General features: G+C 72.3%; 20 protein-coding genes. 16 read left to right on the top strand and 4 right to left on the bottom strand.

The window, feature by feature from the left end; translation table 11 throughout:
- Positions 1-97: 97 nt before the first annotated feature.
- The 4 genes from ABZY44_RS31540 to ABZY44_RS31525 form a co-directional block, all read right to left on the bottom strand.
- The gene (locus tag ABZY44_RS31540) at positions 98-2,521 is read right to left on the bottom strand and encodes a DUF3488 and transglutaminase-like domain-containing protein (protein ID WP_356659826.1); all 2,424 of its coding nucleotides are present in this window, start codon (positions 2,519-2,521) and stop codon (positions 98-100) included.
- Positions 2,518-3,933, bottom strand: a complete 1,416-nt coding sequence (locus ABZY44_RS31535) for a DUF58 domain-containing protein (protein WP_356659824.1) — start codon at positions 3,931-3,933, stop codon at positions 2,518-2,520. Before ABZY44_RS31535 ends, ABZY44_RS31540 begins: the two co-directional genes overlap by 4 nt.
- Positions 3,933-4,943 carry a MoxR family ATPase gene (locus tag ABZY44_RS31530; protein WP_356659822.1) on the bottom strand — a complete coding sequence of 337 codons (1,011 nt, stop codon included), beginning with the start codon at positions 4,941-4,943 and terminating at the stop codon, positions 3,933-3,935. The genes ABZY44_RS31535 and ABZY44_RS31530 overlap by 1 nt, the downstream gene beginning before the upstream one ends.
- Before the next feature lie 153 nt (positions 4,944-5,096).
- The gene (locus ABZY44_RS31525; protein ID WP_356659820.1) at positions 5,097-5,657 is read right to left on the bottom strand and encodes a carbonic anhydrase; all 561 of its coding nucleotides are present in this window, start codon (positions 5,655-5,657) and stop codon (positions 5,097-5,099) included.
- A 342-nt stretch (positions 5,658-5,999) separates the two neighbouring features.
- Here ABZY44_RS31525 and rsmH point away from each other — a divergent pair, with 342 nt between their 5' ends.
- The 16 genes from rsmH (at position 6,000) to ABZY44_RS31445 (ending at position 24,143) form a co-directional block, all read left to right on the top strand.
- Entirely contained in the window at positions 6,000-6,929 is a 930-nt protein-coding gene (gene rsmH / locus ABZY44_RS31520) for a 16S rRNA (cytosine(1402)-N(4))-methyltransferase RsmH (RefSeq protein ID WP_356659830.1), read from the top strand.
- Positions 6,926-7,441 carry a hypothetical protein gene (locus tag ABZY44_RS31515; RefSeq protein ID WP_356659818.1) on the top strand — a complete coding sequence of 172 codons (516 nt, stop codon included), beginning with the start codon at positions 6,926-6,928 and terminating at the stop codon, positions 7,439-7,441. Before rsmH ends, ABZY44_RS31515 begins: the two co-directional genes overlap by 4 nt.
- 126 nt (positions 7,442-7,567) lie before the next feature.
- The gene (locus ABZY44_RS31510; RefSeq protein WP_356659816.1) at positions 7,568-9,574 is read left to right on the top strand and encodes a penicillin-binding protein 2; all 2,007 of its coding nucleotides are present in this window, start codon (positions 7,568-7,570) and stop codon (positions 9,572-9,574) included.
- A 46-nt stretch (positions 9,575-9,620) separates the two neighbouring features.
- Entirely contained in the window at positions 9,621-11,336 is a 1,716-nt protein-coding gene (locus ABZY44_RS31505; RefSeq protein ID WP_356659814.1) for a UDP-N-acetylmuramoyl-L-alanyl-D-glutamate--2,6-diaminopimelate ligase, read from the top strand.
- Positions 11,333-12,757: a UDP-N-acetylmuramoyl-tripeptide--D-alanyl-D-alanine ligase gene (murF, locus tag ABZY44_RS31500; RefSeq protein ID WP_356659812.1), complete on the top strand. Its 1,425-nt coding sequence runs from the start codon at positions 11,333-11,335 to the stop codon at positions 12,755-12,757. The genes ABZY44_RS31505 and murF overlap by 4 nt, the downstream gene beginning before the upstream one ends.
- On the top strand, positions 12,754-13,824 hold the full coding sequence (gene mraY, locus ABZY44_RS31495; RefSeq protein ID WP_356659810.1) for a phospho-N-acetylmuramoyl-pentapeptide-transferase: 1,071 nt from the start codon (positions 12,754-12,756) through the stop codon (positions 13,822-13,824). The genes murF and mraY overlap by 4 nt, the downstream gene beginning before the upstream one ends.
- Complete coding sequence (murD, locus tag ABZY44_RS31490; RefSeq protein WP_356659808.1) at positions 13,806-15,305, top strand: UDP-N-acetylmuramoyl-L-alanine--D-glutamate ligase; 1,500 nt, start codon at positions 13,806-13,808, stop codon at positions 15,303-15,305. Before mraY ends, murD begins: the two co-directional genes overlap by 19 nt.
- Positions 15,306-15,370: 65 nt before the next feature.
- Positions 15,371-16,786, top strand: coding sequence for a putative lipid II flippase FtsW (gene ftsW, locus ABZY44_RS31485; RefSeq protein WP_356659806.1), 1,416 nt, complete (start codon positions 15,371-15,373; stop codon positions 16,784-16,786).
- A 6-nt stretch (positions 16,787-16,792) separates the two neighbouring features.
- Positions 16,793-17,887, top strand: a complete 1,095-nt coding sequence (gene murG / locus ABZY44_RS31480; protein WP_356659804.1) for an undecaprenyldiphospho-muramoylpentapeptide beta-N-acetylglucosaminyltransferase — start codon at positions 16,793-16,795, stop codon at positions 17,885-17,887.
- Positions 17,888-18,095: 208 nt separating this feature from the next.
- Positions 18,096-18,782 carry an FtsQ-type POTRA domain-containing protein gene (locus ABZY44_RS31475; protein ID WP_356659828.1) on the top strand — a complete coding sequence of 229 codons (687 nt, stop codon included), beginning with the start codon at positions 18,096-18,098 and terminating at the stop codon, positions 18,780-18,782.
- A 281-nt stretch (positions 18,783-19,063) separates the two neighbouring features.
- A complete protein-coding gene (ftsZ, locus tag ABZY44_RS31470; protein ID WP_356659802.1) occupies positions 19,064-20,260 on the top strand; it encodes a cell division protein FtsZ in 1,197 nt (398 codons plus the stop codon).
- Positions 20,257-20,988, top strand: coding sequence for a peptidoglycan editing factor PgeF (gene pgeF, locus ABZY44_RS31465; RefSeq protein WP_356659800.1), 732 nt, complete (start codon positions 20,257-20,259; stop codon positions 20,986-20,988). Before ftsZ ends, pgeF begins: the two co-directional genes overlap by 4 nt.
- Positions 20,989-20,991: 3 nt before the next feature.
- The gene (locus ABZY44_RS31460; RefSeq protein WP_356659798.1) at positions 20,992-21,711 is read left to right on the top strand and encodes a YggS family pyridoxal phosphate-dependent enzyme; all 720 of its coding nucleotides are present in this window, start codon (positions 20,992-20,994) and stop codon (positions 21,709-21,711) included.
- Between the two features lie 151 nt (positions 21,712-21,862).
- Positions 21,863-22,474, top strand: a complete 612-nt coding sequence (sepF, locus tag ABZY44_RS31455; protein WP_356659796.1) for a cell division protein SepF — start codon at positions 21,863-21,865, stop codon at positions 22,472-22,474.
- Between the two features lie 60 nt (positions 22,475-22,534).
- Positions 22,535-22,831 carry a YggT family protein gene (locus ABZY44_RS31450; RefSeq protein ID WP_356659794.1) on the top strand — a complete coding sequence of 99 codons (297 nt, stop codon included), beginning with the start codon at positions 22,535-22,537 and terminating at the stop codon, positions 22,829-22,831.
- A gap of 82 nt (positions 22,832-22,913) precedes the next feature.
- Positions 22,914-24,143, top strand: a complete 1,230-nt coding sequence (locus tag ABZY44_RS31445; RefSeq protein ID WP_356659792.1) for a DivIVA domain-containing protein — start codon at positions 22,914-22,916, stop codon at positions 24,141-24,143.
- Positions 24,144-24,410 lie beyond the last annotated feature (267 nt).

The raw sequence follows: 24,410 nt of genomic DNA, 5'->3' as shown, positions 1-24,410 counted from the left end.
GCACCTCCACCAGCCGTTCGGCGGTGCCCAGTTCCTCGTCGAGCCGCTGCGTCGCGGTGTGGACGCCGATCAGCACGCGGTCCACGGCGAGCGGCGGTCAGCCGCGGCCGCGGAGCGGGATCCGGGTCCGGAGACGGGCGGCGGCGGCCCCGAAACGCTCGGTCAGCGCCGACCGGCGGGCCGAGGCGGCCCAGCGGACGCGCGCCGCCGAACGGGGCAGGAACAGCGCCCGCAGGCGGGTGACCCGGGACACCGCGGCCAGCAGCCCGGCCCGGACCAGCAGCACGTCGGGCGCCAGGGACTCGTACGAGGCCTCCGCGCCGGGCGGGGCGTAGAGCGCGCGCTCCACCGCGGCCGAGACCCGGTGCACGGCGTCCGCCGCCCCCGCGTCCAGCCGCCCGAGCGCCACTACGCGGTCCGCCGCCCCCCGCGGGGACAGCGCCTCGTCCGGGGCGATCCCGACGTCCCACGCCGAGTCGCCCAGCTCCCGCCACGCCGACAGCACGTCACCCGGACCGAGCCGCCGGGCCCGCAGCCGCCCGCGCCACAGGAACGGGAGGAACGGGAGGCCCAGCAGGGCGAGGCCGCCGACGGTCCAGGCCGCCACCGTGGCGGCCGACGGACCGCCGCCGCCCGAACCCGCGTCCTGCTTCTGCGCGGCCGCCCCGCACTCGCCCAGCTTCTTCTGGTCCGGCGGGCAGTCCTCCGCCTTCGACGGCGCGGCCGAGGGCCCCGCGGTACTGGCGGAAGGCGCCGCCGTGGGCGCCGTCGGCTGGGACTCCGGGGCCGCGGGACGGCTGTAGTCCGGCACCGTGATGCCCGACCGCGGCGTCGGCTCGAAGCGGGTCCAGCCCACGCCCTCGAAGTACAGCTCCGGCCACGCGTGCGCGTCCCGCATCGAGACGTTCACGCTGCCGTCCGACTGCCGCTCCCCGGGCGTGAACCCGACCGCCACCCGCGCCGGGATCCCCAGCGTCCGCGCCATCGAGGCCATCGAGAAGGCGAAGTGGACGCAGAAGCCCTCCTTGTCGGCGAGGAACCGGGCGATGGCCTGCGAACCCGTACCCGAGGACACCTTCGTGTCGTAGCGGAACCCGCCGTTCACCGCGAAGTAGTCCTGGAGCTTCACGGCCCGCGTGTAGTCGTCCTTCGCGCCCCGCGTGACCTGCCTGGCCGTCTCGGCGACGACCGGCGGCAGATTCTCCGGCAGCCGCGTGTACTCGGCCTCGATCTCGCCGTTCGGCTCCGGCGCCTTCTGCAGCTGCTCCGCCGTCGGCTTCAGCAGCAGGCTCCGTACGGTGTACTGGACGCCCTGGGCGTTCTGGAACTTGTCCTTCCCCAGCTGGTCCCCGACGAGCGTCCGCCCGACCGGCTCGAACCGCCACTTGCCGCCGATGTCCACCTGCACCGCCGGATACGGCATCGGCAGATAGCGCTGCGCGTACGTCTGCGCCGAGGAGACGCTGGTGCGCACCTCGGCCGCGCCGGCCAGGACGGCGCCGCTCACCCCGGGCGGGTTCGGCAGCCGCTCCGGGACCTCGGTCAGGGGCCGGCCGGAGGCCTCCCACTTGACCCCGTTGAACTCGTCCAGCGCCAGGATCCGCAGGTACTGCTCGCTCAGCTGCGGGCTGTCGGTCCGGTACTTCAGCACCACCCGGTTGTCCTGTGCGTTCAGGCTGCTCTGCAGCGAGACCAGCGGGTTGACCGCCTGGATCGAGGGACCGATGCCGGTCCCCTCGCCCTTGCCCACGCCGCCCGTGCCCATGAGGCCGCCACCCAGCGAGGGCAGCGCCGCGGGCACCACCAGGGCCACGCCCAGCGCGACCGCGCCGATCCGGCGCCCGCTGCGCACCGGGGCGACCGCCCGGCCGCCGCCCGCGTAGCCCGCCGCCACCTGCCCGGACGGGGCCCCGCCGAAGACCCGGCCCCACTGCGCGAGCCGGTCACGGCCCTCGCAGAGCAGCAGCAACAGGTAGCCGCAGCCCGCCAGCAGGAAGGCGAACCACGAGGAGTCGCCCGATCCGGACGTCGCGCCCGACAGGCCCGCCGCCACCGAGTACAGGGCGAGCAGCGGCAGCCCGGCCGCCGCGGCCATCCGCAGCGTCACCGCCACCAGGTCCACCAGCAGCCCGATCAGCAACACTCCGGACACCAGCAGCAGCCGGATCCCGTCCGTCAGCGGAGCCGGGATCGCGAACTCGTTCACGTCCCGGACGCCCTGGCCGTACAGCGACCCGAAGTCCGTCACCAGGTAGTCCAGCACCCCGTCGCCGGCCGGCGACTGCGCCTTGCCGCCGAACAGAAGCATCAGCGCCAGCAGCGAGACGAGAACCTGCGCCGCCACGGTCAGCGACCGGGCCAGCGGTACCCGCCGCGCCCCCGCGCCCACCCCGCTCTGCAGCGCCAGCAGCAGCGCCGCCTCGGGAAGCCAGCTGCCGGATCCCACCAGCGGGTTCAGCGACCACGCCGTGAACAGCGTCGCCAGTGCCGCGAAGACCGTCAGCCGTGCCCGCCCGCTCATCCCCAGCCCCCCGCCGCACCCGAAGCGGTGCCCGTGCCCGTGTCCGTCGCCGCGCTCCCGGCCAGCCGCCACAGCTCGCCGAAGGCCACCCCCGGCGGGGCGGCCAGCGCCGTCCAGCCCGCGTCGCGCAGCCTGGCGATCCGTTCCTCCGGCGACGGCAGGTCCCGTGACATCACCCGCGCGAGCGCCGGCGGTTGCCCGGACCAGTCCGCGGAGTCCAGGACGAACGCCACGGCCCCTCCGCTGCGCCGGCACATCCTGGCCGCCAGCTCGGTCTGTACGTCGTCCAGGTCCCCGAAGAAGGCGATGAGGAGCCCGTCACCGCCCGCTCCGCCGAAACCGCCGCCCGCGCCGGTGCCCCGGACCGCGTCGTAGGCCCGGGAGAGCCCGGCGCCCTCGGAGTGTCCGATCACGGCGAGGGTGTCCATCATCAGGCCCGCCGCCTCCGCGGACTCCTGGCCGCCCGAGGTGAAGCCGCCGCCCTCGCGGGGCACGCAGTCCCCGGTGTCGGTCAGCAGCCGGACCGCGTAGCCCTGCTCCAGCAGGTGCACCAGCGCCGAAGCGGCACCGGAGACGGCCCACTCGAAGGCCGAGTCGGGGCCGGCGCCCTCGTAGGCGAGGCCGCGGGTGTCCAGCAGGACGGTGGCCCGGCTGCGCTGCGGCTGCTCCTCGCGGCGCACCATCAGCTCGCCGTAGCGGGCCGTGGAGCGCCAGTGCACCCGGCGCAGGTCGTCGCCGCGCCGGTAGCCGCGCGGGATCACGTCGTCCTCGCCGGCCAGGGCCAGCGAGCGGCGGCTGCCGTCGCCGTAGCCGGAGGACTCGCCGGCCAGGCGCACCACGGGCAGCGCCTCGGTGCGCGGTATCACCGTGAGGGTGTCGTGGGCCGCGAAGGAGCGGGTCAGCTCGACCAGCCCGAAGGGGTCGGTGAGGCGCAGCTGGAGCGGGCCCAGCGGATAGCGGCCGCGCAGGTCGGAGCGGACCCGGTAGGACACCTCGCGGCGGCCGCCCGGCTCCACCCGGTCCAGCACGAACCGGGGCCGGGGCCCCAGGACGTAAGGCACCCGGTCCTGGAGCATCAGCAGGCCCGTCGGGACCCGGGAGGTGTTGTCGAGGCGCAGCTGCACCCGGGCCTCGGCGCCCGCGGGCACCCGTACCGGGGTGAGCCTGCGGCTGCCGGAGACCCGGTAGCGGGTGCGGTGCAGGGCGAGGACGCAGATCAGCGGCAGCACGGCGAGCAGGAGCCCGACCCGCAGCAGCCCTGACTGGCCCAGGACGTACGCGCAGAAGGCGGCGGCGACCCCGGCGGCCAGGAAGGAGCGGCCGCGCGTGGTCAGGCCCGCCAGCGACGCGCGCAGCCCGCCGCCGTCCTCGGGACCCCGGCCGCCGGCGCCGTGCGGGGCACCGGCGCTCATCAGAAGCCCCGGATGCCCGCGCCGGGCGGCATCTCGCCGCGCACGGGCGCGGCCGGTACCGGGGTGCGCTGGAGGATGTCGGCCACGACCTGCTCGGCGGTGCGGCGGCTCAGCTGGGCCTGCGCGGTGGGCAGCAGCCGGTGCGCGAGGACCGGTCCGGCCAGCGCCTGGACGTCGTCGGGCAGGACGTAGTCCCGCCCGGCCAGGGCGGCGGAGGCCTTCACCGCGCGCAGCAGGTGCAGGGTGGCGCGGGGCGAGGCACCCAGACGCAGGTCCGGGTGGCTGCGGGTGGCCGACACCAGGTCGACGACGTAACGACGGACGGGCACCGCGACGTACACCTCGCGGACCGCCTCGATGAGCTTGACGACGTCGTGGGCGTGCGCGACGGCCGTCAGGTCGTCGAGCGGGGAGAGCCCGCCGTGCACGTCGAGCATCTCGAGCTCGGCCTCGGGGCTGGGATAGCCGACGGAGACGCGCGCCATGAAGCGGTCGCGCTGGGCCTCGGGGAGGGGGTAGGTGCCCTCCATCTCCACCGGGTTCTGGGTGGCGACCACCATGAAGGGGCTCGGCAGCGCGTACGTGGTGCCGTCGACGGTGACCTGGCCCTCCTCCATCGACTCCAGCAGCGCGGACTGCGTCTTGGGGGAGGCCCGGTTGATCTCGTCGCCGATGACGATCTGCGCGAAGATCGCGCCCGGCTTGAACTCGAACTCGCGCCGCTGCTGGTCGTAGATGCTGACGCCGGTGATGTCGGACGGCAGCAGGTCCGGCGTGAACTGGATCCGCTGCACCGAGCAGTCGATGGACTTGGCGAGCGTCTTGGCCAGCATGGTCTTGCCCACGCCGGGGACGTCCTCGATGAGCAGGTGTCCCTCGGCGAGCAGCACGGTCAGCGCGAGGCGGACGACCTCGGGCTTGCCCTCGATCACGCTCTCGACCGAATCGCGCACCCGCTGCGCCGTGCTCGTCAGATCCGCGAGGCTCGCTCGGTCGTCATACGTGGTCACCTGGTTCTCCTCGACCCTTTCACAGGGCCGGCGCCATGGCGCATGACCGGCCCACCCCGAAACACCTCAGAAATCACGAGTGCGGACACCGGCCCGGAGGTCCTCCGGGTGACGTCTCCCCGCATTCTTGACGGCGTTGCGGCCTCGTGTCACTCAGGAGGTGGGATCGATCTCCCGCAGGAGGCCGGTGTGCACGTCGAAGACGAAGCCTCGCACATCGTCCGTGTGGGGGAGGAAGGGGTTCGTCCGGACCCGCTGCATGGACTGGCGAACGTCCTGGTCCACGTCGCGGAAGGCCTCGACGGCCCAGGCGGGACGCTGGCCGACCTCGTCCTCCAGCTCGTGCCGGAAGTCCTCGGTCAGGCTTTCGAGACCACATCCGGTGTGGTGGATGAGTATCACGGCGCGTGTGCCGAGCGCCCGCTGGCTGATGGTGAGGGAGCGGATGGTGTCGTCGGTGACGACGCCGCCCGCGTTGCGGATCGTGTGGCAGTCGCCGAGCTCCAGGCCGAGGGCGGCGTGCAGGTCGAGGCGGGCGTCCATACAGGCCACCACGGCGACGTGGAGGACCGGGCGGGCGTCCATGCCGGGGTCGGTGAAGTCCGCGGCGTAGGCGCGGTTCGACTCCACCAGCTGGTCGGTGACGGAGCGGCCGCCGACGGCCGTGGAGGCCTTGGGGGCGGACGAGGCGGGCACGGGTGCGGAAGGCTTCATGGATAAGACGTTAGTGGTCACAGGCCGTGCAGGCATCGAGTGAGGGTGGACAAAGAAGGTCACCGCATCCTGTTGTGAGCTAACCCACAGGGGTGAGAGAGGCCGGTCCGTCCGGGTGATTCGCGGCTTTCGCGGCTTTGTCGGGAGCGGGTCGCACGGCGCGCGGGGCGGTTCGTTGACCGCGGCGACCGTTGCACTAAAGTGACGCGAACCGGCCGGAGCCCGGCCCTGACCGGCCGCCCGGCCCCTTTGGTAAGACTCCGCGTGCGCGGCGCGGCGTATGCCTGCCGCGCCGTTATCTGAGAGGGCGCTTTGACTAGCGAGTCCCGACACGTCCCGGTGATGCTCCAGCGGTGCCTGGACCTGTTGGCCCCGGCACTGGAGAGGCCCGGGGCCGTCGTCGTCGACTGCACCCTCGGCCTCGGCGGCCACAGCGAGGCCCTGCTCACCCGGTTCCCCGACGTCCACCTCATCGGCCTCGACCGGGACAAGGAGGCCCTGCGCCTCTCCGGGGAGCGCCTCGCGCCCTTCGGGGACCGGGCCACCCTCGTCCACGCCATCTACGCCGACCTGGCCGAGGTGCTGGACGGCCTGCGGATCCCCTCCGTCCAGGGCATCCTCTTCGACCTCGGCGTCTCCTCCATGCAGCTCGACGAGGCCGACCGCGGCTTCGCCTACGCGCAGGACGCGCCGCTGGACATGCGGATGGACCAGACGACCGGGATCAGCGCGGCCGAGGTCCTCAACACCTACCCGCCCGGCGAGCTGGTCCGGATCCTGCGCCAGTACGGCGAGGAGAAGCAGGCCAAGCGGATCGTGTCCGCGGTGGTCCGCGAGCGGGCCGGTGAACCCTTCACCAACAGCGCGCGGCTCGTGGAACTGATCCGCGACTCGCTCCCGCAGGCGGCCAAGCGCACCGGCGGCAACCCGGCCAAGCGCACCTTCCAGGCGCTGCGCATCGAGGTCAACGGCGAGCTGTCCGGACTGGAGCGGGCCATCCCCGCCGCCGTGGACCGGATCGCGGTCGGCGGACGGATCGCGGTGCTCTCGTACCACTCGCTCGAGGACCGCCTCGTCAAGCAGGTCTTCGCGGCCGGCGCCACCTCCACGGCCCCGCCCGGACTGCCGGTCGTACCGGAGAAGTACCAGCCGAAGCTGAAGCTGCTCACGCGCGGCGCGGAGCTGCCGACGGAGGAAGAGATCGCGGAGAACCGGCGCGCGGCGCCGGCCCGCTTCCGCGGGGTGGAACGGATCCGGGAGGCGCGGCTGTGAGACGACTGGGGCGGGTCCTGGGGGGACCGGTCGCGGGGCAGGCGGCGCGGACGCCGTTCGTCCTGCTGGTCGTCGCGCTGCTGGGCGGCGGGCTGATCAGCCTGCTGCTGCTGAACTCGGCGCTGAACCAGGGCTCCTTCCAGCTGAGCAAGCTGCGCAAGGAGACCACCGCCCTCACGGACGAGGAGCAGGCGCTGCAACGGGACGTGGACGGGTACTCGGCGCCCGACGCCCTGCAGCGCCGGGCGCACGAGCTCGGCCTGGTGCCGGGGGGCAGCCCCGTCTTCATCGGGGCGGACGGCAAGGTCGCCGGCAGCGCCTCGGCCGCGGCGGAGCCGCCGCCCCCGTCCGCCCCGCCGGTTCCCTCCGGGACCTCGCCCGTGGCCGCCTCCGCCGTGCCGAGCCCTGCGGGCTCCCCGGCGCTGGTGCCGCCCTCCTCGGGCCCTTCGGGCCCGGCCCCCTCCGCTGCGCAGGGTGCGACCCCGCAGCCCGGTCAGACCCCCGGAAGGTGACGTTGTGACGCGTACCCCTGCGGGGGCTGTCCCCGCCCCGCCCTTCCTCCGCCCACCGGTCTCCGGCCGGGGGAACTCCCGGCCGGGCGCTGCCCCGGGAGCTTCGGCGCGGCCGGGAGCCCTCGCGTGAGCCCGCAGGAGCCGCGGCGGCGGGTGCCCGGGCCGGGGCGGGCCAGGCCGGCGGGGGAGCGGGCGCGGGCCTCGGCCAGGCCGGCGTCGCGGCCCGCCACCCGCCGCCCCGCCCCGGCGCGGAAACCGCACACGATCCGGCTCGGTGCCCCCAAGCCCCGCCTGCGGCTGGTGAGCGTCGGCCTGACGCTGGTGATGGTGGCGTTCGTCGTACGCCTGCTCCAGGTCCAGGCCGTCGACGCGTCCGCGTACTCCGCCAAGGCCTCCGAGAACCGGTTCGCCAGCTACACCCTGGCCGCCGAGCGCGGGGAGATCACCGACCGCAAGGGCGTGGCACTGGCCACCAGCGTGGACGCCTACGACATCACCGCGGACCCGCACATGTTCACCCCGCAGGAGAGCAAGGCCCCGGACGCCCCCGAGCAGGCGGCCGCCCTCCTCGCGCCGATCATCGGCAAGGACGCCAAGGAACTCACCGAGCGCCTGAAGACGAAGAACACCCGCTACGTCGTCCTCGCCCGCCGCCAGACCCCCCAGGTCTGGAACCAGATCAAGGACCTCAAGAAGGTCTTCGCCGAGAAGTCCACCGCGGACAAGCGGAACAACGGGCCCGGCGCCAACGTCCTGGCCGGCGTGTTCAACGAGAACAGCAGCAAGCGCGTGTACCCCAACGGTGATCTCGCCGCCGGGATACTGGGTTACGTCAACGCCGAGGGCAAGGGCGGCGGCGGACTGGAGTCCTCGCTCGACAAGAAGCTGGCCGGCAAGGACGGCGAGCTCACCTACGCCCAGTCCGGCGGCCGCCGGGTGCCCACCGCCGGATCCAGCGAGAAGCCCGCCGTGCCCGGCGAGGACATCGAGCTGACCATCGACCGCGACATCCAGTGGGCCGCGCAGAGCGCCATCACCGAGCAGGTCGCCAAGTCGGAGGCCGACCGCGGGTACGTCATCGTCCAGGACACCCGCACCGGCGAGGTGCTGGCCATGGCCAACGCCCCCGGTTTCGACCCCAACGACCTGTCCAAGGCCAGCTCCGCCGCCATGGGCAACGCCGCGCTCCAGGACGTGTACGAGCCCGGGTCCACCGCCAAGGTGATGTCGATGGCCGCCGTGGTCGAGGAGAAGAAGGCCACCGCCGAGACCCAGGTCGAGGTCCCCAACCGGCTGCACCGCGGCGACCGGCTGTTCAAGGACGACATCGACCACCCGACCTGGTACCTGACCCTCAACGGGGTCCTCGCCAAGTCCTCCAACATCGGGACCATCCTGGCCACCGGCCAGCTCGGCCCGACGCAGCCCGAGGCCAACAAGGTCCTGTACTCCTACCTGAACAAGTTCGGCATCGGGCAGCCCACGGGACTGAACTACCCGGGCGAGTCCCGCGGCATCCTCGCCAAGCCCGAGGCCTGGTCCACCTCCCAGCAGTACACGATCCCCTTCGGCCAGGGCCTGTCCCTCAACGCCATGCAGGCGGCCTCCGTGTACTCGACCATCGCCAACGGAGGCGTCCGCGTCCAGCCGACCCTCGTCCGCGGCACCAAGGGGCCCGACGGCCGCTTCACCCCGGCACCGGCGCCCCCGCAGACCCGCGTGATCAGCCCGGAGACCTCCAAGACCCTCGCCGCGATGCTGGAGTCGGTGGTCGACGACCAGGAGGGCACCGGCACCAAGGCCCGCATCCCGGGCTACCGGGTCGGCGGCAAGACCGGCACGTCCAACCGGGTGGATCCGGCCACCGGCCGCTACAAGGGCTACACCGCCTCCTTCGCGGGCTTCGCGCCCGCCGACGATCCCCGCATCACGGTCTACTGCGCCATCCAGAACCCCACCAAGGGCAGCTACTTCGGCGGCCAGATCTGCGGGCCCATCTACAAGAAGGTCATGGAGTTCGCCCTCAAGACCCTCCAGGTCGCCCCCACCGGAACCGACCCCGCCGGGCTCCCGGTCACCTACGAACCCGGCGCGCAGCCCGGCCCCCAGCCGAGCCCGCAGCCGGTCCGGTGACCGGCGGCCCGGCAGGCCCGCCCCAGAAGAGCGTGAGGCACCATCAGTGACAACGATCACCCCCAAACCCGGGAACCGCACGGGCGCCGGCACCGAGGGCGGGCCCTCGCTTCGCGGGGGGCCCGCCGGGCCCGGTACGCTCACCGCCGTGTCCCACGCTGATCAGCCCAGAACCACCCAGAATGACGCCCCGGCAACGCCGCCGGGAGCGCCGCGCCCCCTGTCCGCCCGCCCGACGCCTCTCGGCGAGCTGGCGGACCTGCTGGGAGTCGAAGCCCCCGGCGCGCCTCCGCGGAGCAGCGGGGTGCGGATCACCGGCATCACGCACGACTCCCGTGCCGTGCGTCCCGGAGACCTGTACGCGGCCCTGCCCGGCGCCCGCCTGCACGGCGCCGACTTCGCCGCGCAGGCGGCCGCGCTCGGCGCCGCGGCCGTGCTGACCGACCCGGACGGCGCGCAGCGCGCCGCGGCCACCGGACTGCCGGTCCTCGCCGTCGCCGATCCGCGCGGCCGGATGGGCGAACTGGCCGCCGCGATCTACGGGAGGCCGGGCGAAGGCCTGCTCCAGATCGGCATCACCGGCACCTCCGGCAAGACCACCACGGCGTACCTCGTCGAGGGCGGCCTGCGCGGCAGCGGACGGAAGACGGGCCTCATCGGCACCGTCGAGATGCGCGTCGGGGACGAACGCATCAAGTCCGAGCGCACCACCCCCGAGGCCACCGACCTGCAGGCGCTGTTCGCGGTCATGCGCGAACGCGGGGTCGAGGCCGTCGCCATGGAGGTCTCCAGCCACGCGCTGGTGCTCGGCCGCGTCGACGGCTGCGTCTTCGACGTGGCCGTCTTCAACAACCTGAGCCCGGAACACATGGAGTTCCACTCCGGCATGGAGGACTACTTCCAGGCCAAGGCGCAGCTCTTCACCGAGCGCCGGGCCCGCCTCGGAGTGGTCAACCTCGACGACGAGTACGGCCGGCGCCTCGCCAAGGAGGCGCGGATCCCCGTCGTCACCTTCTCCGCCGCGGGCGACCCGGCCGCCGACTGGCGCGCCGAGGACGTGGTCTCGGGCCACAGCGACTCGACCCTGACCCTGGTGGGCCCGGAGGGGCAGCGCGTGCGGGCCACCGCCCCGCTGCCCGGCCCGTTCAACGTCGCCAACACCGTCGCCGCGATCGTCACGCTCGCCGCCGCCGGACTCGACCCGCAGGACGCCGCCGACGGAGTCGCCGCGGTCCCCGGCGTGCCCGGCCGGCTGGAGCGGGTCGACGCGGGACAGCCGTACCTGGCCGTCGTCGACTACGCGCACAAGACGGACGCCGTCGAATCGGTCCTGCGGGCCCTGCGCGAGGTCACCACCGGCAAGCTGCACGTCGTACTCGGCTGCGGCGGCGACCGCGACGTCACCAAGCGGGGCCCGATGGGCGCCGCGGCCGCCCGGTTCGCCGACACCGCCGTGCTCACCTCCGACAACCCGCGCTCCGAGGACCCCCTGGCGATCCTGGCCGCGATGTTCGAAGGCGCCGTGTCCGTCCCCGCCGCCGAACGCGCGGCGGTCCTCGTCGACGCCGACCGGGCGGCGGCCATCGCCGCGGCCGTCGGGCGCGCCGAGGCCGGGGACACCGTGCTGGTGGCCGGAAAGGGCCACGAGCAGGGCCAAGACACCGCAGGCGTCGTACGTCCCTTCGACGACCGGGCGGTCCTGCGCGCGGCCATCGAGACCCAAGCCCGACAGCGTGCCCGACAGGCCGAGGTGAACCAGTGATCGCCCTCTCCCTCGCCGAGATCGCCGACATCACCGGCGGGCGGCCCCACGACATACCGGATCCGTCCGTCCGCATCACCGGGCCCGTCGTCATCGACTCCCGCCAGGTGGAGCCCGGCAGCCTGTTCGCCGCGTTCGCCGGTGAGCAGGTCGACGGCCACGACTACGCGGAGCGCGCGGTCGCCGCGGGCGCCGCGGCCGTCCTCGCGGCCCGGCCCGTGGGCGTGCCCGCGGTGGTCGTCCCCGACGTGGAGAAGGCCCTCGGGGCCCTCGCCCGCGCGGTCGTCGAGCGCCTGGGCACCGACGTGGTGGCCCTGACCGGCTCCGCGGGGAAGACCTCCACCAAGGACCTCATCGCGCAGGTGCTCCAGGAGCACGCCCCCACCGTGTGGACGCCCGGCTCCCTCAACAACGAGATCGGCCTGCCGCTCACCGCGCTGAAGGCCACGGCGGAAACCCGGCACCTGGTCCTGGAGATGGGGGCCCGCGGGATCGGCCACATCAGCTACCTCACCGGTCTGACGCCCCCGCGCATCGGCCTCGTGCTGAACGTCGGGACCGCCCACATCGGCGAGTTCGGCGGCCGCGAACAGATCGCCCAGGCCAAGGGCGAGCTGGTGGAAGCCCTGCCGGCCCGGGACGACGGCGGAATCGCCGTGCTGAACGCCGACGACCCCCTGGTCCGCGCGATGTCCGCCCGCACGAAGGCCCGTACGGTCCTGTTCGGTGAGGCCGAGGACGCCGACGTACGGGCCACCGATGTGCGGATGACACCGGAAGGGCAGCCCTCCTTCACACTCCACACACCCACCGGGTGCGGCGAAGTGACCTTGCGGCTGTACGGTGAGCACCACGTGTCGAACGCGCTCGCCGCGGCCGCCGTCGCCCACGTACTGGGCATGTCCACCCAGGAGATCGCCACCGCGCTCTCCGGGGCGGGCTCGCTGTCCCGGTGGCGGATGGAGGTCACCGAGCGCGCGGACGGTGTGACGATCGTCAACGACGCCTACAACGCGAATCCCGAGTCCATGCGGGCCGCTCTGCGCGCGCTCGCCGCGATGGGCGGCAACGCCAGGGCCAACGGGGGACGTACGTGGGCGGTGCTCGGCCCCATGGCCGAGCTCGGTGACGCGTCGCTGGCCGAGCACGACGCGGTGGGACGGCTCGCCGTCCGGCTCAACGTGAGCAAGCTCGTCGCAGTCGGGGGCAGGGAAGCGTCCTGGCTGCAACTGGGCGCATATAACGAGGGTTCGTGGGGTGAGGAGTCGGTGCTCGTGTCCGACGCGCAGGCGGCGGTCGACCTGTTGCGCAGTGAACTGCGCCCGGGTGACGTCGTGCTGGTGAAGGCTTCCAGGTCCATTGGTCTGGAGCGGGTCGCGCTGGCGTTGCTGGAGCGCGAGGGCGAGGTCGCCGGCCGATGAGGCAGATCCTGTTCTCCGGAGTCATCGGACTCTTCCTCACGCTCATCGGCACCCCGCTGCTGATCAAGGGTCTGGCCCGCAAGGGCTACGGCCAGTTCATCCGTGACGACGGTCCGCGCGGCCACGCCGGGAAGAAGGGCACGCCCACCATGGGCGGCATCTCCTTCATCCTGGCCACGCTGATCGCGTACGCCCTCACCAAGGTGATCACCGGGAGCACGCCGACCTTCTCGGGCGTGCTCGTCCTCATGCTGATGGCGGGCATGGGTCTGGTCGGTTTCCTCGACGACTACATCAAGATCGTCAAGCAGCGTTCGCTGGGTCTGCGGGCCAAGGCCAAGATGGCCGGCCAGCTGATCGTCGGCATCGCCTTCGCGGTGCTCGCGCTGCAGTTCAAGGACGCCCGCGGCAACGCCCCGGCTTCGATGAAGCTGTCGTTCGTCACGGACTTCGGCTGGTCCATCGGACCGGTGCTGTTCGTGGTCTGGGCGCTGTTCATGATCCTGGCGATGTCCAACGGCGTGAACCTGACCGACGGACTGGACGGCCTGGCCACCGGCGCCGCCGTGATGGTCTTCGGCGCCTACACCTTCATCGGCGTCTGGCAGTACCAGGAGTCCTGCGCCAACGCGCAGACCCTGACCAACCCGGCCGCCTGTTTCGAGGTGAGAGACCCACTGGACCTGGCGATCGTCGCCTCCGCCCTGATGGGCGCGTGCTTCGGCTTCCTGTGGTGGAACACCTCGCCCGCCAAGATCTTCATGGGCGACACCGGTTCGCTGGCCCTCGGCGGCGCGCTCGCCGGTCTGGCGATCTGCTCCCGCACCGAGTTCCTGATGGCGCTGCTGGGCGGCCTCTTCGTCCTCATCACCATGTCGGTCGTCATCCAGGTCGGCTCCTTCAAGCTGACCGGCAAGCGCGTCTTCCGGATGGCCCCGCTCCAGCACCACTTCGAACTCAAGGGCTGGTCGGAAGTCCTTGTCGTGGTCCGCTTCTGGATCATCCAGGGCATGTGCGTGATCGTGGGTCTCGGAGTCTTCTACGCGGGATGGGCAGCCGACAAGTGACCTCCTGGCAGGGCAAGAACATCACCGTCGCCGGCCTCGGCGTGAGCGGCATCAGCGCCGCGCGCGCCCTGGCCGGGCTGGGTGCGCGGGTGACGGTCGTCGACAACGGCGACGGCGACGCGCACCGCGTGCGGGCCGCCGGGCTGGCGGAGCTGGGCATCGAGGTCCGCCTCGGCCTCCTGGACGGCGGCGGACGGGCCGGCGAGGTCCTGCCCGAGGGCACGGACCTCGTGGTCACCTCGCCCGGCTGGAAGCCCGACAGCCCGCTGTTCGCGGCGGCCGCCGCGGCCGGCGTGGACGTCGTCGGCGACGTCGAGATCGCCTGGCTCCTCCGCGAGGCCGCCGAGGACCTGCGCGCGTCGCGGTCCGGTGAGCCCCGCAGGGAACCTGCCCCCTGGCTCGCGATCACCGGCACCAACGGCAAGACCACGACCACCCAGATGCTCGCCTCGATCCTGACGGCGGCCGGTCTCAGGACGGCGGCCGTCGGGAACATCGGCACCCCGATCATCGACGTGGTCCTCGGCGAGGAGCCGTACGACGTCCTCGCCGTCGAGCTCTCCAGCTACCAGCTGCACTGGGCGCCCTCGCTGCGCGTCCACTCGGCGGCCGTCCTGAACCTCGCCCCGGACCACCTCGACTGGCACGGCTCGATGGAGGCCTACGCCGCCGACAAGGGCCGGATCTACGAGGGCAACACGGTGGCCTGCGTCTACAACGCGGACGCCGCCGACAACAAGGCCACCGAGAACCTGGTCATGGAGGCCGACGTCGAAGAGGGCTGCCGGGCGATCGGCTTCACCCTCGGCGCCCCCGGCCCCTCCATGTTCGGCGTGGTCGACGGCATCCTCGTCGACCGCGCCTTCGTGGAGAACCGGCAGAAGAACGCCCAGGAGCTCGCCGAGGTCGCGGACGTCAACCCCCCGGCCCCCCACAACATCGCCAACGCGCTCGCCGCGGCGGCCCTGGCGCGCGCCTTCGGCGTGAAGGCGAGCGCCGTCCGCGACGGCCTGCGCGCCTTCAGGCCGGACGCGCACCGGGTCAGCCACGTGGACGAGGTGGACGGCGTCACGTACGTCGACGACTCCAAGGCCACCAACACCCACGCCGCCGAGGCGTCCCTGGCCGCCTTCGACCCGGTCGTCTGGATCGCCGGCGGCCTCGCCAAGGGCGCGACCTTCGACGAGCTCGTACAGAGGTCGGCGAAGCGGCTGCGGGCCGCCGTGCTGATCGGCGCCGACCGGGCGCTGATCGCCGAGGCACTGGCGCGACACGCCCCGCAGGTCCCGGTCGTGGACCTCGAGCGGACCGACACTGGGGCGATGCTCGCGGCGGTCCGGGAAGCGGCCCGGCTCGCGGAGCCCGGCGACACGGTGCTGCTGGCGCCCGCCTGTGCCTCGATGGACATGTTCGCGAACTACAACGAGCGCGGGGACGCGTTCGCCGACGCGGTGCGCGAACTGGCCGCCGACAGGGCCTAGCTCCGGGGCTCCCGTACGCGCCGGCCGCTCGCCTCGCCTCGTACGAGTGGAGGGGAAGATCACAGATGCCGGCCAAGCAAGTGCTGCCGGGACGGCGGCCGTCCGCCGCCAGGGCAGCCGGAACCGACAAGCCCGGGCGGTCCGCCAGAGCATCCGGGGCCGGCCGCTCGCCGGGCCGCAGCCGCCCCGCCGCGAGCGCGAAGCGGTCCGCCGCGGGCGGACCGCTCGCCGGGTTGCGGCGTACGCAGCAGCGGCTCCGCCGTGCCTGGGACCGGCCGCTCACCGCGTACTACCTGATCTTCGGCAGCTCGCTGCTCATCACGGTGCTCGGCCTGGTGATGGTCTACTCCGCCTCGATGATCAAAGCCCTCCAGCTCGGCCTCGGAGACGCGTACTTCTTCAAGAAGCAGTTCCTGGCCGCCCTGATCGGCACCGTCCTGCTGCTGATCGCCTCCCGGATGCCCGTCAAACTCCACCGGGCGCTGTCCTACCCGGTGCTGACCGGCACGCTCTTCCTGATGGTCCTGGTCCAGGTCCCCGGGATAGGGGTCTCGATCAACGGCAACCAGAACTGGATCTCCCTCGGCGGCCCGTTCATGCTCCAGCCCAGCGAGTTCGGCAAACTGGCACTGATCCTGTGGGGCGCGGACCTGCTCGCGCGCAAGGGCGACAAGGACCTGCTGAGCCAGTGGAAGCACCTGCTGGTGCCGCTGGTCCCGGTCACCTTCCTGCTGCTCGGGCTCATCATGCTGGGCGGGGACATGGGCACCGCGGTGATCCTCGGCGCCATCCTGTTCGGCCTGCTGTGGCTGGCCGGGGCGCCGACGAGGATGTTCGCGGCGGTCCTGGCCTTCGCGGGCGCGCTCGTCGCGCTGTTGATCAAGACCAGCCCGCACCGCATGGACCGGCTCGCCTGCATCGGAGCGACCGAACCCGGCAGGAACGACCTCTGCTGGCAGGCCGTCCACGGAATCTACGCCCTGGCCTCCGGCGGATGGTTCGGTTCCGGGCTGGGCGCCAGTGTGGAAAAATGGGGGCAACTGCCAGAGGCCCACACCGACTTCATCTTCGCCATCACCGGCGAGGAACTGGGTCTGGCGGGGACGCTGTCGGTGCTCGCCCTGTTCGCGGCCCTAGGCTATGCGGGTATCCGCGTGGCCGGACGCACGGAGGACCCCTTCGTACGGTTTGCCGCGGGAGGCGTGACCACCTGGATCACGGCACAGGCCGTGATCAACATCGGTGCGGTGCTCGGTCTGCTGCCGATCGCCGGGGTCCCGCTCCCGCTGTTCTCCTACGGCGGGTCGGCCCTGCTGCCGACCATGTTCGCAGTCGGCCTGCTCATCGCGTTCGCGCGGGAGGAGCCGGCGGCGCGCGCGGCCCTCGCGATGCGGAGGCCGCGCAGCGGCCGGTCGCGGACCGGGCAGAGATGGAAGTCGATGAGACGGCGCGTCAAGAGGCGTCCGTCCGGAGAGCGGTGAATTTCGGTGCATGTCGTACTCGCTGGTGGGGGGACCGCCGGCCACATCGAGCCGGCGCTCGCCCTCGCGGACGCCCTGCGCAGGCAGGACCCTTCCGTGGGCATCACGGCCCTCGGTACGGAACGCGGACTCGAAACCCGCCTGGTGCCGGAGCGCGGCTACGAGCTGGGACTGATCCCGGCCGTCCCGCTGCCCCGTAGGCCCACACCCGAGCTGATCACCGTCCCCGGACGGCTGCGCGGCACCATCAAGGCCGCCGAGCAGATCCTCGAGCGCACCAAGGCCGACTGCGTCGTCGGCTTCGGCGGCTACGTGGCCCTGCCCGGCTACCTCGCGGCCAAGCGCCTCGGGGTGCCGATCATCGTCCACGAGGCCAACGCCCGGCCCGGACTGGCCAACAAGATCGGCTCCCGGTACGCGCACGCCGTCGCGGTCTCCACGCCCGACAGCAAGCTGCGCGGCGCCCGCTACATCGGGATCCCGCTGCGCCGCTCCATCTCCACCCTGGACCGGGCCGCGGTCCGCCCCGAGGCGCGTGCCGCCTTCGGGCTGGACCCCAACCTGCCGACGCTGCTGGTCTCCGGCGGCTCGCAGGGCGCCCGCCGCCTCAACGAGGTGATCCAGCAGGTCGCTCCGACCCTCCAGCGCTCCGGGATCCAGGTCCTGCACGCGGTCGGCCCGAAGAACGAACTGCCGCGTGTCGACAACATGCCCGGGATGCCGCCCTATGTGCCGGTACCGTACGTGGACCGGATGGATCTCGCGTACGCCGCCGCCGACATGATGCTGTGCCGCGCGGGCGCGATGACCGTCGCCGAACTCTCCGCCGTCGGACTGCCGGCCGCCTACGTCCCGCTGCCCATCGGCAACGGCGAACAGCGGCTCAACGCCCAGCCGGTGGTCAAGGCCGGCGGCGGCCTGCTCGTGGACGACGCGGAGCTGACGCCCGACTGGGTGCTCGGCCAGATCCTCCCGGTGCTCGCCGACCCGCACCGCCTGTACGAGATGTCCCGGGCCGCCGGCGAGTTCGGCCGCCGGGACGCCGACGAGCTGCTGGTCGGCATGGTGTACGAGGCGATCGCCGCCAACACGACCCGCTGAGGCGGGAGGCACGGACGCAGGAGGCGCAGGAGTGGCCGGAGCGAGCACGGCGGAGCGCGGCAGTCCCGGGGCCGCGGGGAAGGGGCCCGGTTCGCTCCGGCGGCCCAAGGCGCCCAAAGCCCCCAAGCCGCCCAGGCGGCCCCGGGGATCCGGCTCCGCGGGCCCCGGCGGGCCGCCCCTCCTGAGGGGCCTGCGCCGGGGCCCCGTCCTGGTCGCCGCCCTCGTCCTCGCGGTGCTCCTGGCCGCCGGCTGCGCCTGGGTGCTCTACGGCTCCTCCTGGCTCCGGGTCGAGAAGGTCACCGCGGGCGGCACCGAGGTCCTGACCCGGCAACAGGTGCTCCTCGCGGCGGCCGTGCCCGTCGGCTCGCCCATGGTGTCCGTGGACACCGACGAGATCGAGGACCGCGTGCGCCGCCGGCTGCCCCGCGTCGACGCGGTGGACGTGGTGCGCGCGTGGCCGCACGGGATCGGGCTGAAGGTGACGGAACGCAAGCCGGTCCTGCTCGTCAAGAAGGACGCGGGCTACGAGGAAGTCGACGCCTCCGGTGTGCGATTCGACACGGTCGTGACGCCGCCCGGCGGTGTTCCGGTCCTCGAGCTGAGCGCGGACCGGTCCCCGAGCGGCCGCCGTTTCGACGAGGAGCGGCTGCTGCACGAGGCCGTCGGGATCGCCGGCGGCCTCCCGGAGGCCATCCGCAAGGAGACCGTGCGGGTCAAGGTGGGCTCGTACGACTCGGTGGTGCTGGAGTTGACGCGGGGCCGGACCGTGGCGTGGGGGAGCGGCGAGCAGGGGGACGCGAAGGGGCGTGCTCTGACGGCGCTCCTGAAGGCCTCGCCCAAGGCCGATCGCTTCGACGTGAGCGTCCCCACCGCCCCGGCGGTGTCCGGTAGTTGACGTCCGGTCGAACAACGGCGCACCCTGGTTGGCCAGCGATACGGGTGATCACATAGGGTGAAAAGAAAAACGGGAGGTTCGGCGTGTTCGTTGAACACGCGCTACTTGTCGACTTAGTGTCCTGTTCGGAAGAGTCCAAGGAACAGACACACTCATAACCCTAAACTTCAGGGTTAGGGTTCGGGTCGGCGCGTACGGACCGTTCCCCATTTCGGCATCAGTCGTCGCACCGCAGGCCCGCGAGGCGAACGACACGTAACTCGAGGCGAGAGGCCTTCGACGTGGCAGCACCGCAGAACTACCTCGCAGTCATCAAGGTCATCGGTGTCGGCGGCGGTGGTGTCAATGCCATCAACCGAATGATCGAGGTCGGTCTCAAGGGCGTCGAGTTCATCGCCATCAACACGGACGCCCAGGCGCTGTTGATGAGCGACGCCGACGTCAAGCTCGACGTCGGCCGCGAACTCACCCGCGGCCTTGGCGCCGGCGCCAACCCGGATGTCGGCCGCAAGGCGGCAGAGGACCACCGCGAGGAGATCGAGGAGGTCCTCAAGGGGGCCGACATGGTCTTCGTGACCGCCGGAGAGGGCGGCGGCACCGGCACCGGCGGCGCACCCGTCGTCGCCAACATCGCCCGCTCGCTCGGCGCCCTGACGATCGGTGTGGTCACCCGGCCGTTCACCTTCGAGGGCCGTCGCCGCGCGAACCAGGCGGAGGACGGCATCGCCCAGCTCCGCGAGCAGGTCGACACCCTCATCGTCATCCCCAACGACCGACTGCTGTCCATCTCGGACCGCCAGGTCAGCGTGCTCGACGCCTTCAAGTCGGCCGACCAGGTCCTGCTCTCCGGCGTCCAGGGCATCACCGATCTCATCACCACCCCCGGTCTGATCAACCTCGACTTCGCCGACGTCAAGTCCGTGATGTCCGAGGCCGGCTCGGCGCTGATGGGCATCGGCTCGGCCCGCGGCGACGACCGCGCGGTGGCCGCGGCCGAGATGGCGATCTCCTCGCCGCTGCTGGAGGCGTCCATCGACGGCGCCCGCGGCGTGCTGCTCTCCATCTCCGGCGGCTCGGACCTCGGTCTCTTCGAGATCAACGAGGCCGCGCAGCTGGTCAGCGAGGCCGCCCACCCCGAGGCGAACATCATCTTCGGCGCCGTCATCGACGACGCGCTCGGCGACGAGGTGCGGGTCACCGTGATCGCGGCCGGGTTCGACGGCGGACAGCCCCCGGCCCGCCGGGACAACGTCATCGGCGCCGTGTCCACCAAGCGTGAGGAGCCGGCCCCGGCTCCGGTCCGCTCGGCCGAGCCGGTTCGCCCGGCCTTCGGCGGGCTGGGTTCGGTCACCCCGCGCGAGGAGCCCGCGCACGCGCCGGCCCCGGTCGCCGAGGCGCCCGCGCCGCAGGTCCCGACGGCCCGCCCGTACCAGGACAGCCCGGCCGAGGAACTGGATGTCCCGGACTTCTTGAAGTGACGCTGGAGCAGCACGGCAAGAGCGGCGCCCACTTCGCCTTCACCGACCGGTGGGGCGGGGTGAGCGCCGTTCCGTACGAAGAGCTCAACCTCGGCGGCGCGGTCGGAGACGACCCGGCCGCCGTTCGCGCGAACCGGGCGGCCGCGGCCAAGTGCCTGGGCATCGAGCCGGACCAGGTGGTCTGGATGAACCAGGTGCACGGGCGGGAGGTCGCCGTGGTCGACGGCCCGTGGGCCGCCGGCGCGGACGTCCCCGCGGTGGACGCGCTGGTCACCACCCGGAGGGGGCTCGCCCTCGCGGTCCTCACCGCCGACTGCACGCCCGTCCTGCTGGCCGACCCGGTCGCCGGCGTCGCGGGAGCCGCCCACGCCGGGCGGCCCGGACTGGTCGCCGGGGTCGTGTCCGCCACCGTCGAGGCGATGGTCTCGCTGGGCGCGGAGCCCGCGCGCATGGTGGCCCGCACGGGACCGGCGGTGTGCGGGCGCTGCTACGAGGTCCCCGCCGAGATGCGGGCGGCGGTCGCCGACGTGGTGCCGGCCGCCTACGCCGAGACCAGCTGGGGGACACCGGCCGTCGACGTGGTCGCGGGAGTGCACGCGCAGCTCGCCGAGGCGGGGGTGGTGGACTCGCACCGTTCCCCGGTCTGCACACTGGAGTCGCGGGACCACTTCTCGTACCGCCGCGACCGGGTGACCGGGCGGCTTGCCGGATATGTCTGGTTGGACTGAGGAATGACGGATCGTAAGGCCGAGCTCGCCGAGAACCTCGCGCGGGTGGAGGGGCGGATCGGCGCCGCGTGCGCGGCCGCGGGACGCGCGAGGGAAGAGGTGACCCTCATCGTGGTCACCAAGACCTACCCGGCGAGCGACGTACGACTGCTGGCGGACCTGGGGGTCCGTCACGTGGCGGAAAATCGCGACCAGGACGCCGCCCCCAAGGCCGCGGCCTGTGCGGATCTGCCGCTCACCTGGCACTTCGTCGGTCAGTTGCAGACGAACAAAGTCCGTTCCGTGGCCGGGTACGCGCACATCGTGCAGTCCGTCGACCGGCCGAAGCTCGTCACGGCGCTCTCGGCGGCGGCGCGGGGCGCCGGACGCGAACTCGGCTGCCTCGTGCAGATCGCCCTCGACGCCGAGTCGGGCGAGCGGGGGGCCCGCGGCGGCGCCGCGGCCGAACAGCTCGCGGAGCTGGCGGACCTCGTGGCGGCGGCACCCGGACTGCGCATCGACGGACTCATGACGGTCGCTCCGCTGGCCGGGCGGTTCGCGGGACGCGAACGAGCCGCCTTCGAGCAGTTGGTGGAATTGTCATCCCGCCTGCGCGCGGACCATCCTGCTGCCACGATGGTGTCGGCCGGAATGAGCGCGGACCTGGAACAGGCCGTTGCGGCCGGTGCGACACATGTACGCGTCGGCACTGCGGTACTCGGCGCGAGACCCCGGCTCGGGTAACGTCGCGAAGAAAGTCGGACCACAGCAGAAAATATGGTCATTACCGCTGATCAGCGGGCAGACCACGTGGATCGCGGGCAGTTGGTGACATTCGTGACACGGCGAGACACCTGCGACAGGGCGATCCACCACAGAGCGGAGGACTCAGAGAATGGCCGGCGCGATGCGCAAGATGGCGGTCTACCTCGGCCTCGTGGAGGACGACCGGTACGACAGCCCGGGGTACGACCCCGACGACGAGTTCGAGCCCGAGCCGGAACCGGAACGGGAGCGTCGGCGACAGCAACCCGTCTCGCACCAAACGCCCGTATCGGACGAACCGGTACGAGTTGCACAGCCTCCCGCGCAGAGGGAGCCCCTCCCAATTCCGGTTGAAAACGGACGTCCTGCGCGAATTGCCCCCGTGGCATCCATCACACCCGAACGCTCGATTCTGGAGAAGAACGCACCCGTGATCATGCCCAAGGTCGTCTCCGAGCGGGAGCCGTACCGCATCACGACGCTGCACCCCCGGACCTACAACGAGGCCCGTACCATCGGGGAACACTTCCGTGAGGGCACTCCGGTGATCATGAACCTCACGGAGATGGACGACACGGACGCGAAGCGTCTGGTCGACTTCGCCGCAGGTCTCGTGTTCGGTCTGCACGGCAGCATTGAACGAGTGACACAGAAGGTGTTCCTGCTGTCGCCTGCTAACGTCGATGTCACGGCGGAGGACAAGGCCCGCATCGCGGAGGGCGGGTTCTTCAACCAAAGCTAGACCGATCCGTCAGATACGGGGCCGGGAACAGAGCGGGATACGGGGAGAGGGAAGCGCGGGATGGGTGTCGCACTCGAGGTCGTCTACATCGTGCTGATGTGCTTCCTCGGCGTCCTGATCTTCCGACTGGTCATGGACTACGTGTTCCAATTCGCACGTTCATGGACGCCCGGCAAGGCGATGGTGGTCGTTCTTGAGGCCACCTACACTGTCACCGATCCACCGCTCAAGCTTCTCCGGCGGCTCATCCCGCCGTTGCGTCTCGGGGGCGTGGCACTCGACCTGTCCTTCTTCGTTCTGATGATCATCGTTTACATCCTCATCAGTTTCGTGAGCACCGCTGCGAGAAGCGTGTGAACGATGAGCTTCCCCGCGGGCGCGGGGACAGTCCCGATACGGTCTTGCCGACTGCCGACGACTACGTAGAGGTGAAGAAGACATGCCGCTGACTCCCGAGGACGTGCGGAACAAGCAGTTCACGACCGTCCGCCTCCGAGAAGGCTATGACGAGGACGAGGTCGATGCCTTCCTCGACGAGGTCGAGTCCGAACTGACTCGCCTGCTGCGCGAGAACGAGGACCTGCGCGCCAAGCTCGCTGCCGCCACGCGCGCCGCCGCGCAGAACCAGCAGCAGCAGGGCATGCGCAAGCCCGAGCCCCAGGACCAGCGCGGCCCCGGTGCCCCCGTGCCCGCGGCCATATCCGGCCCGCCGCAGCAGCAGCAGCCCCAGATGGGCCCGCCGCAGCTTCCGGGCGGACAGCCCCAGCTGTCGGCCGGCCCCGGCGGCCACGGCCAGCAGGGTCAGGGCCCGATGGGCGGCCCCATGCAGCAGCACGGCATGGGCAACCAGCAGCAGATGGGCCAGCAGCAGATGGGCCAGCAGGGCATGGGCCAGCAGGGCCCCGGCCCGATGGGCAACCCCATGCAGCAGCAGTCCATGGGTGGCCAGAACCCGCTCGGCCAGCCGATGGGCCAGCAGATGCAGCCGATGGGGCAGATGCAGCCCATGGGCCAGCAGATGCACCAGCAGCAGCCGCAGCAGCTCCCGCAGCAGGGCCCCGGTGGAGACAGCGCCGCCCGCGTCCTCTCGCTCGCGCAGCAGACCGCCGACCAGGCGATCGCGGAGGCCCGTTCCGAGGCCAACAAGATCGTCGGCGAGGCCCGTTCGCGCGCCGAGGGCCTGGAGCGGGACGCCCGCGCCAAGGCCGACGCGCTGGAGCGGGACGCGCAGGAGAAGCACCGCGTCGCGATGGGCTCCCTGGAGTCCGCCCGCGCCACGCTGGAGCGCAAGGTCGAGGACCTGCGAGGCTTCGAGCGCGAGTACCGGACCCGTCTGAAGTCCTACCTCGAGTCGCAGCTGCGCCAGCTGGAGACCCAGGCCGACGACTCGCTGGCTCCGCCGCGGAACCCCGCCGGTCCCGCGCTGCCGCCGTCGCCGTCCCCGTCGATGGCCCCGGCCGGTGCGATGCACTCCATGGGTGGCCCGTCGATGGGTGGCCCGTCGCCCATGGGCGGTCCGTCGCCGATGGCCCCGTCCTACGGGAACCAGCAGCAGATGTCCCCGGCGATGACGCAGCCGATGGCTCCGGTGCGACCGGTCGCTCCGCAGCCGATGCAGCAGGCGCCGTCTCCCATGCGGGGCTTCCTGATCGACGAGGACGACAACTAAGCGGTACCCGTCGGCAGACGGTCGGGCCGGGCCCGGTTCCCCTTCGGGGGCACCGGGCCCGGCCCTTTTTCGCGTACCGGGAGGGCCCGCGAAGCCTTCCGCAGCCCGCAGCCCGCAGCCCGCAGCCCGCAGCCCGCAGCCCGCAGCCCGGGAGCCGGGAGCCGGTGTAGGCGCGGAGGCCGACCAGCGCTCGCGTTCCACCTGCCGCACGGTGACCGCGTCCGTGGTGACCGCCTTGCCGGTGACCATCTTGCGCAGCGTGTGCAG

Origin of the sequence: Streptomyces sp. NPDC006544 (assembly GCF_040611715.1) — a bacterium.
Taxonomy (GTDB): Bacteria; Actinomycetota; Actinomycetes; order Streptomycetales; family Streptomycetaceae; genus Streptomyces.
The sequence above is the reverse complement of the archived record's forward strand: the minus strand, read 5'-3'. Positions and strand labels throughout refer to the sequence as shown.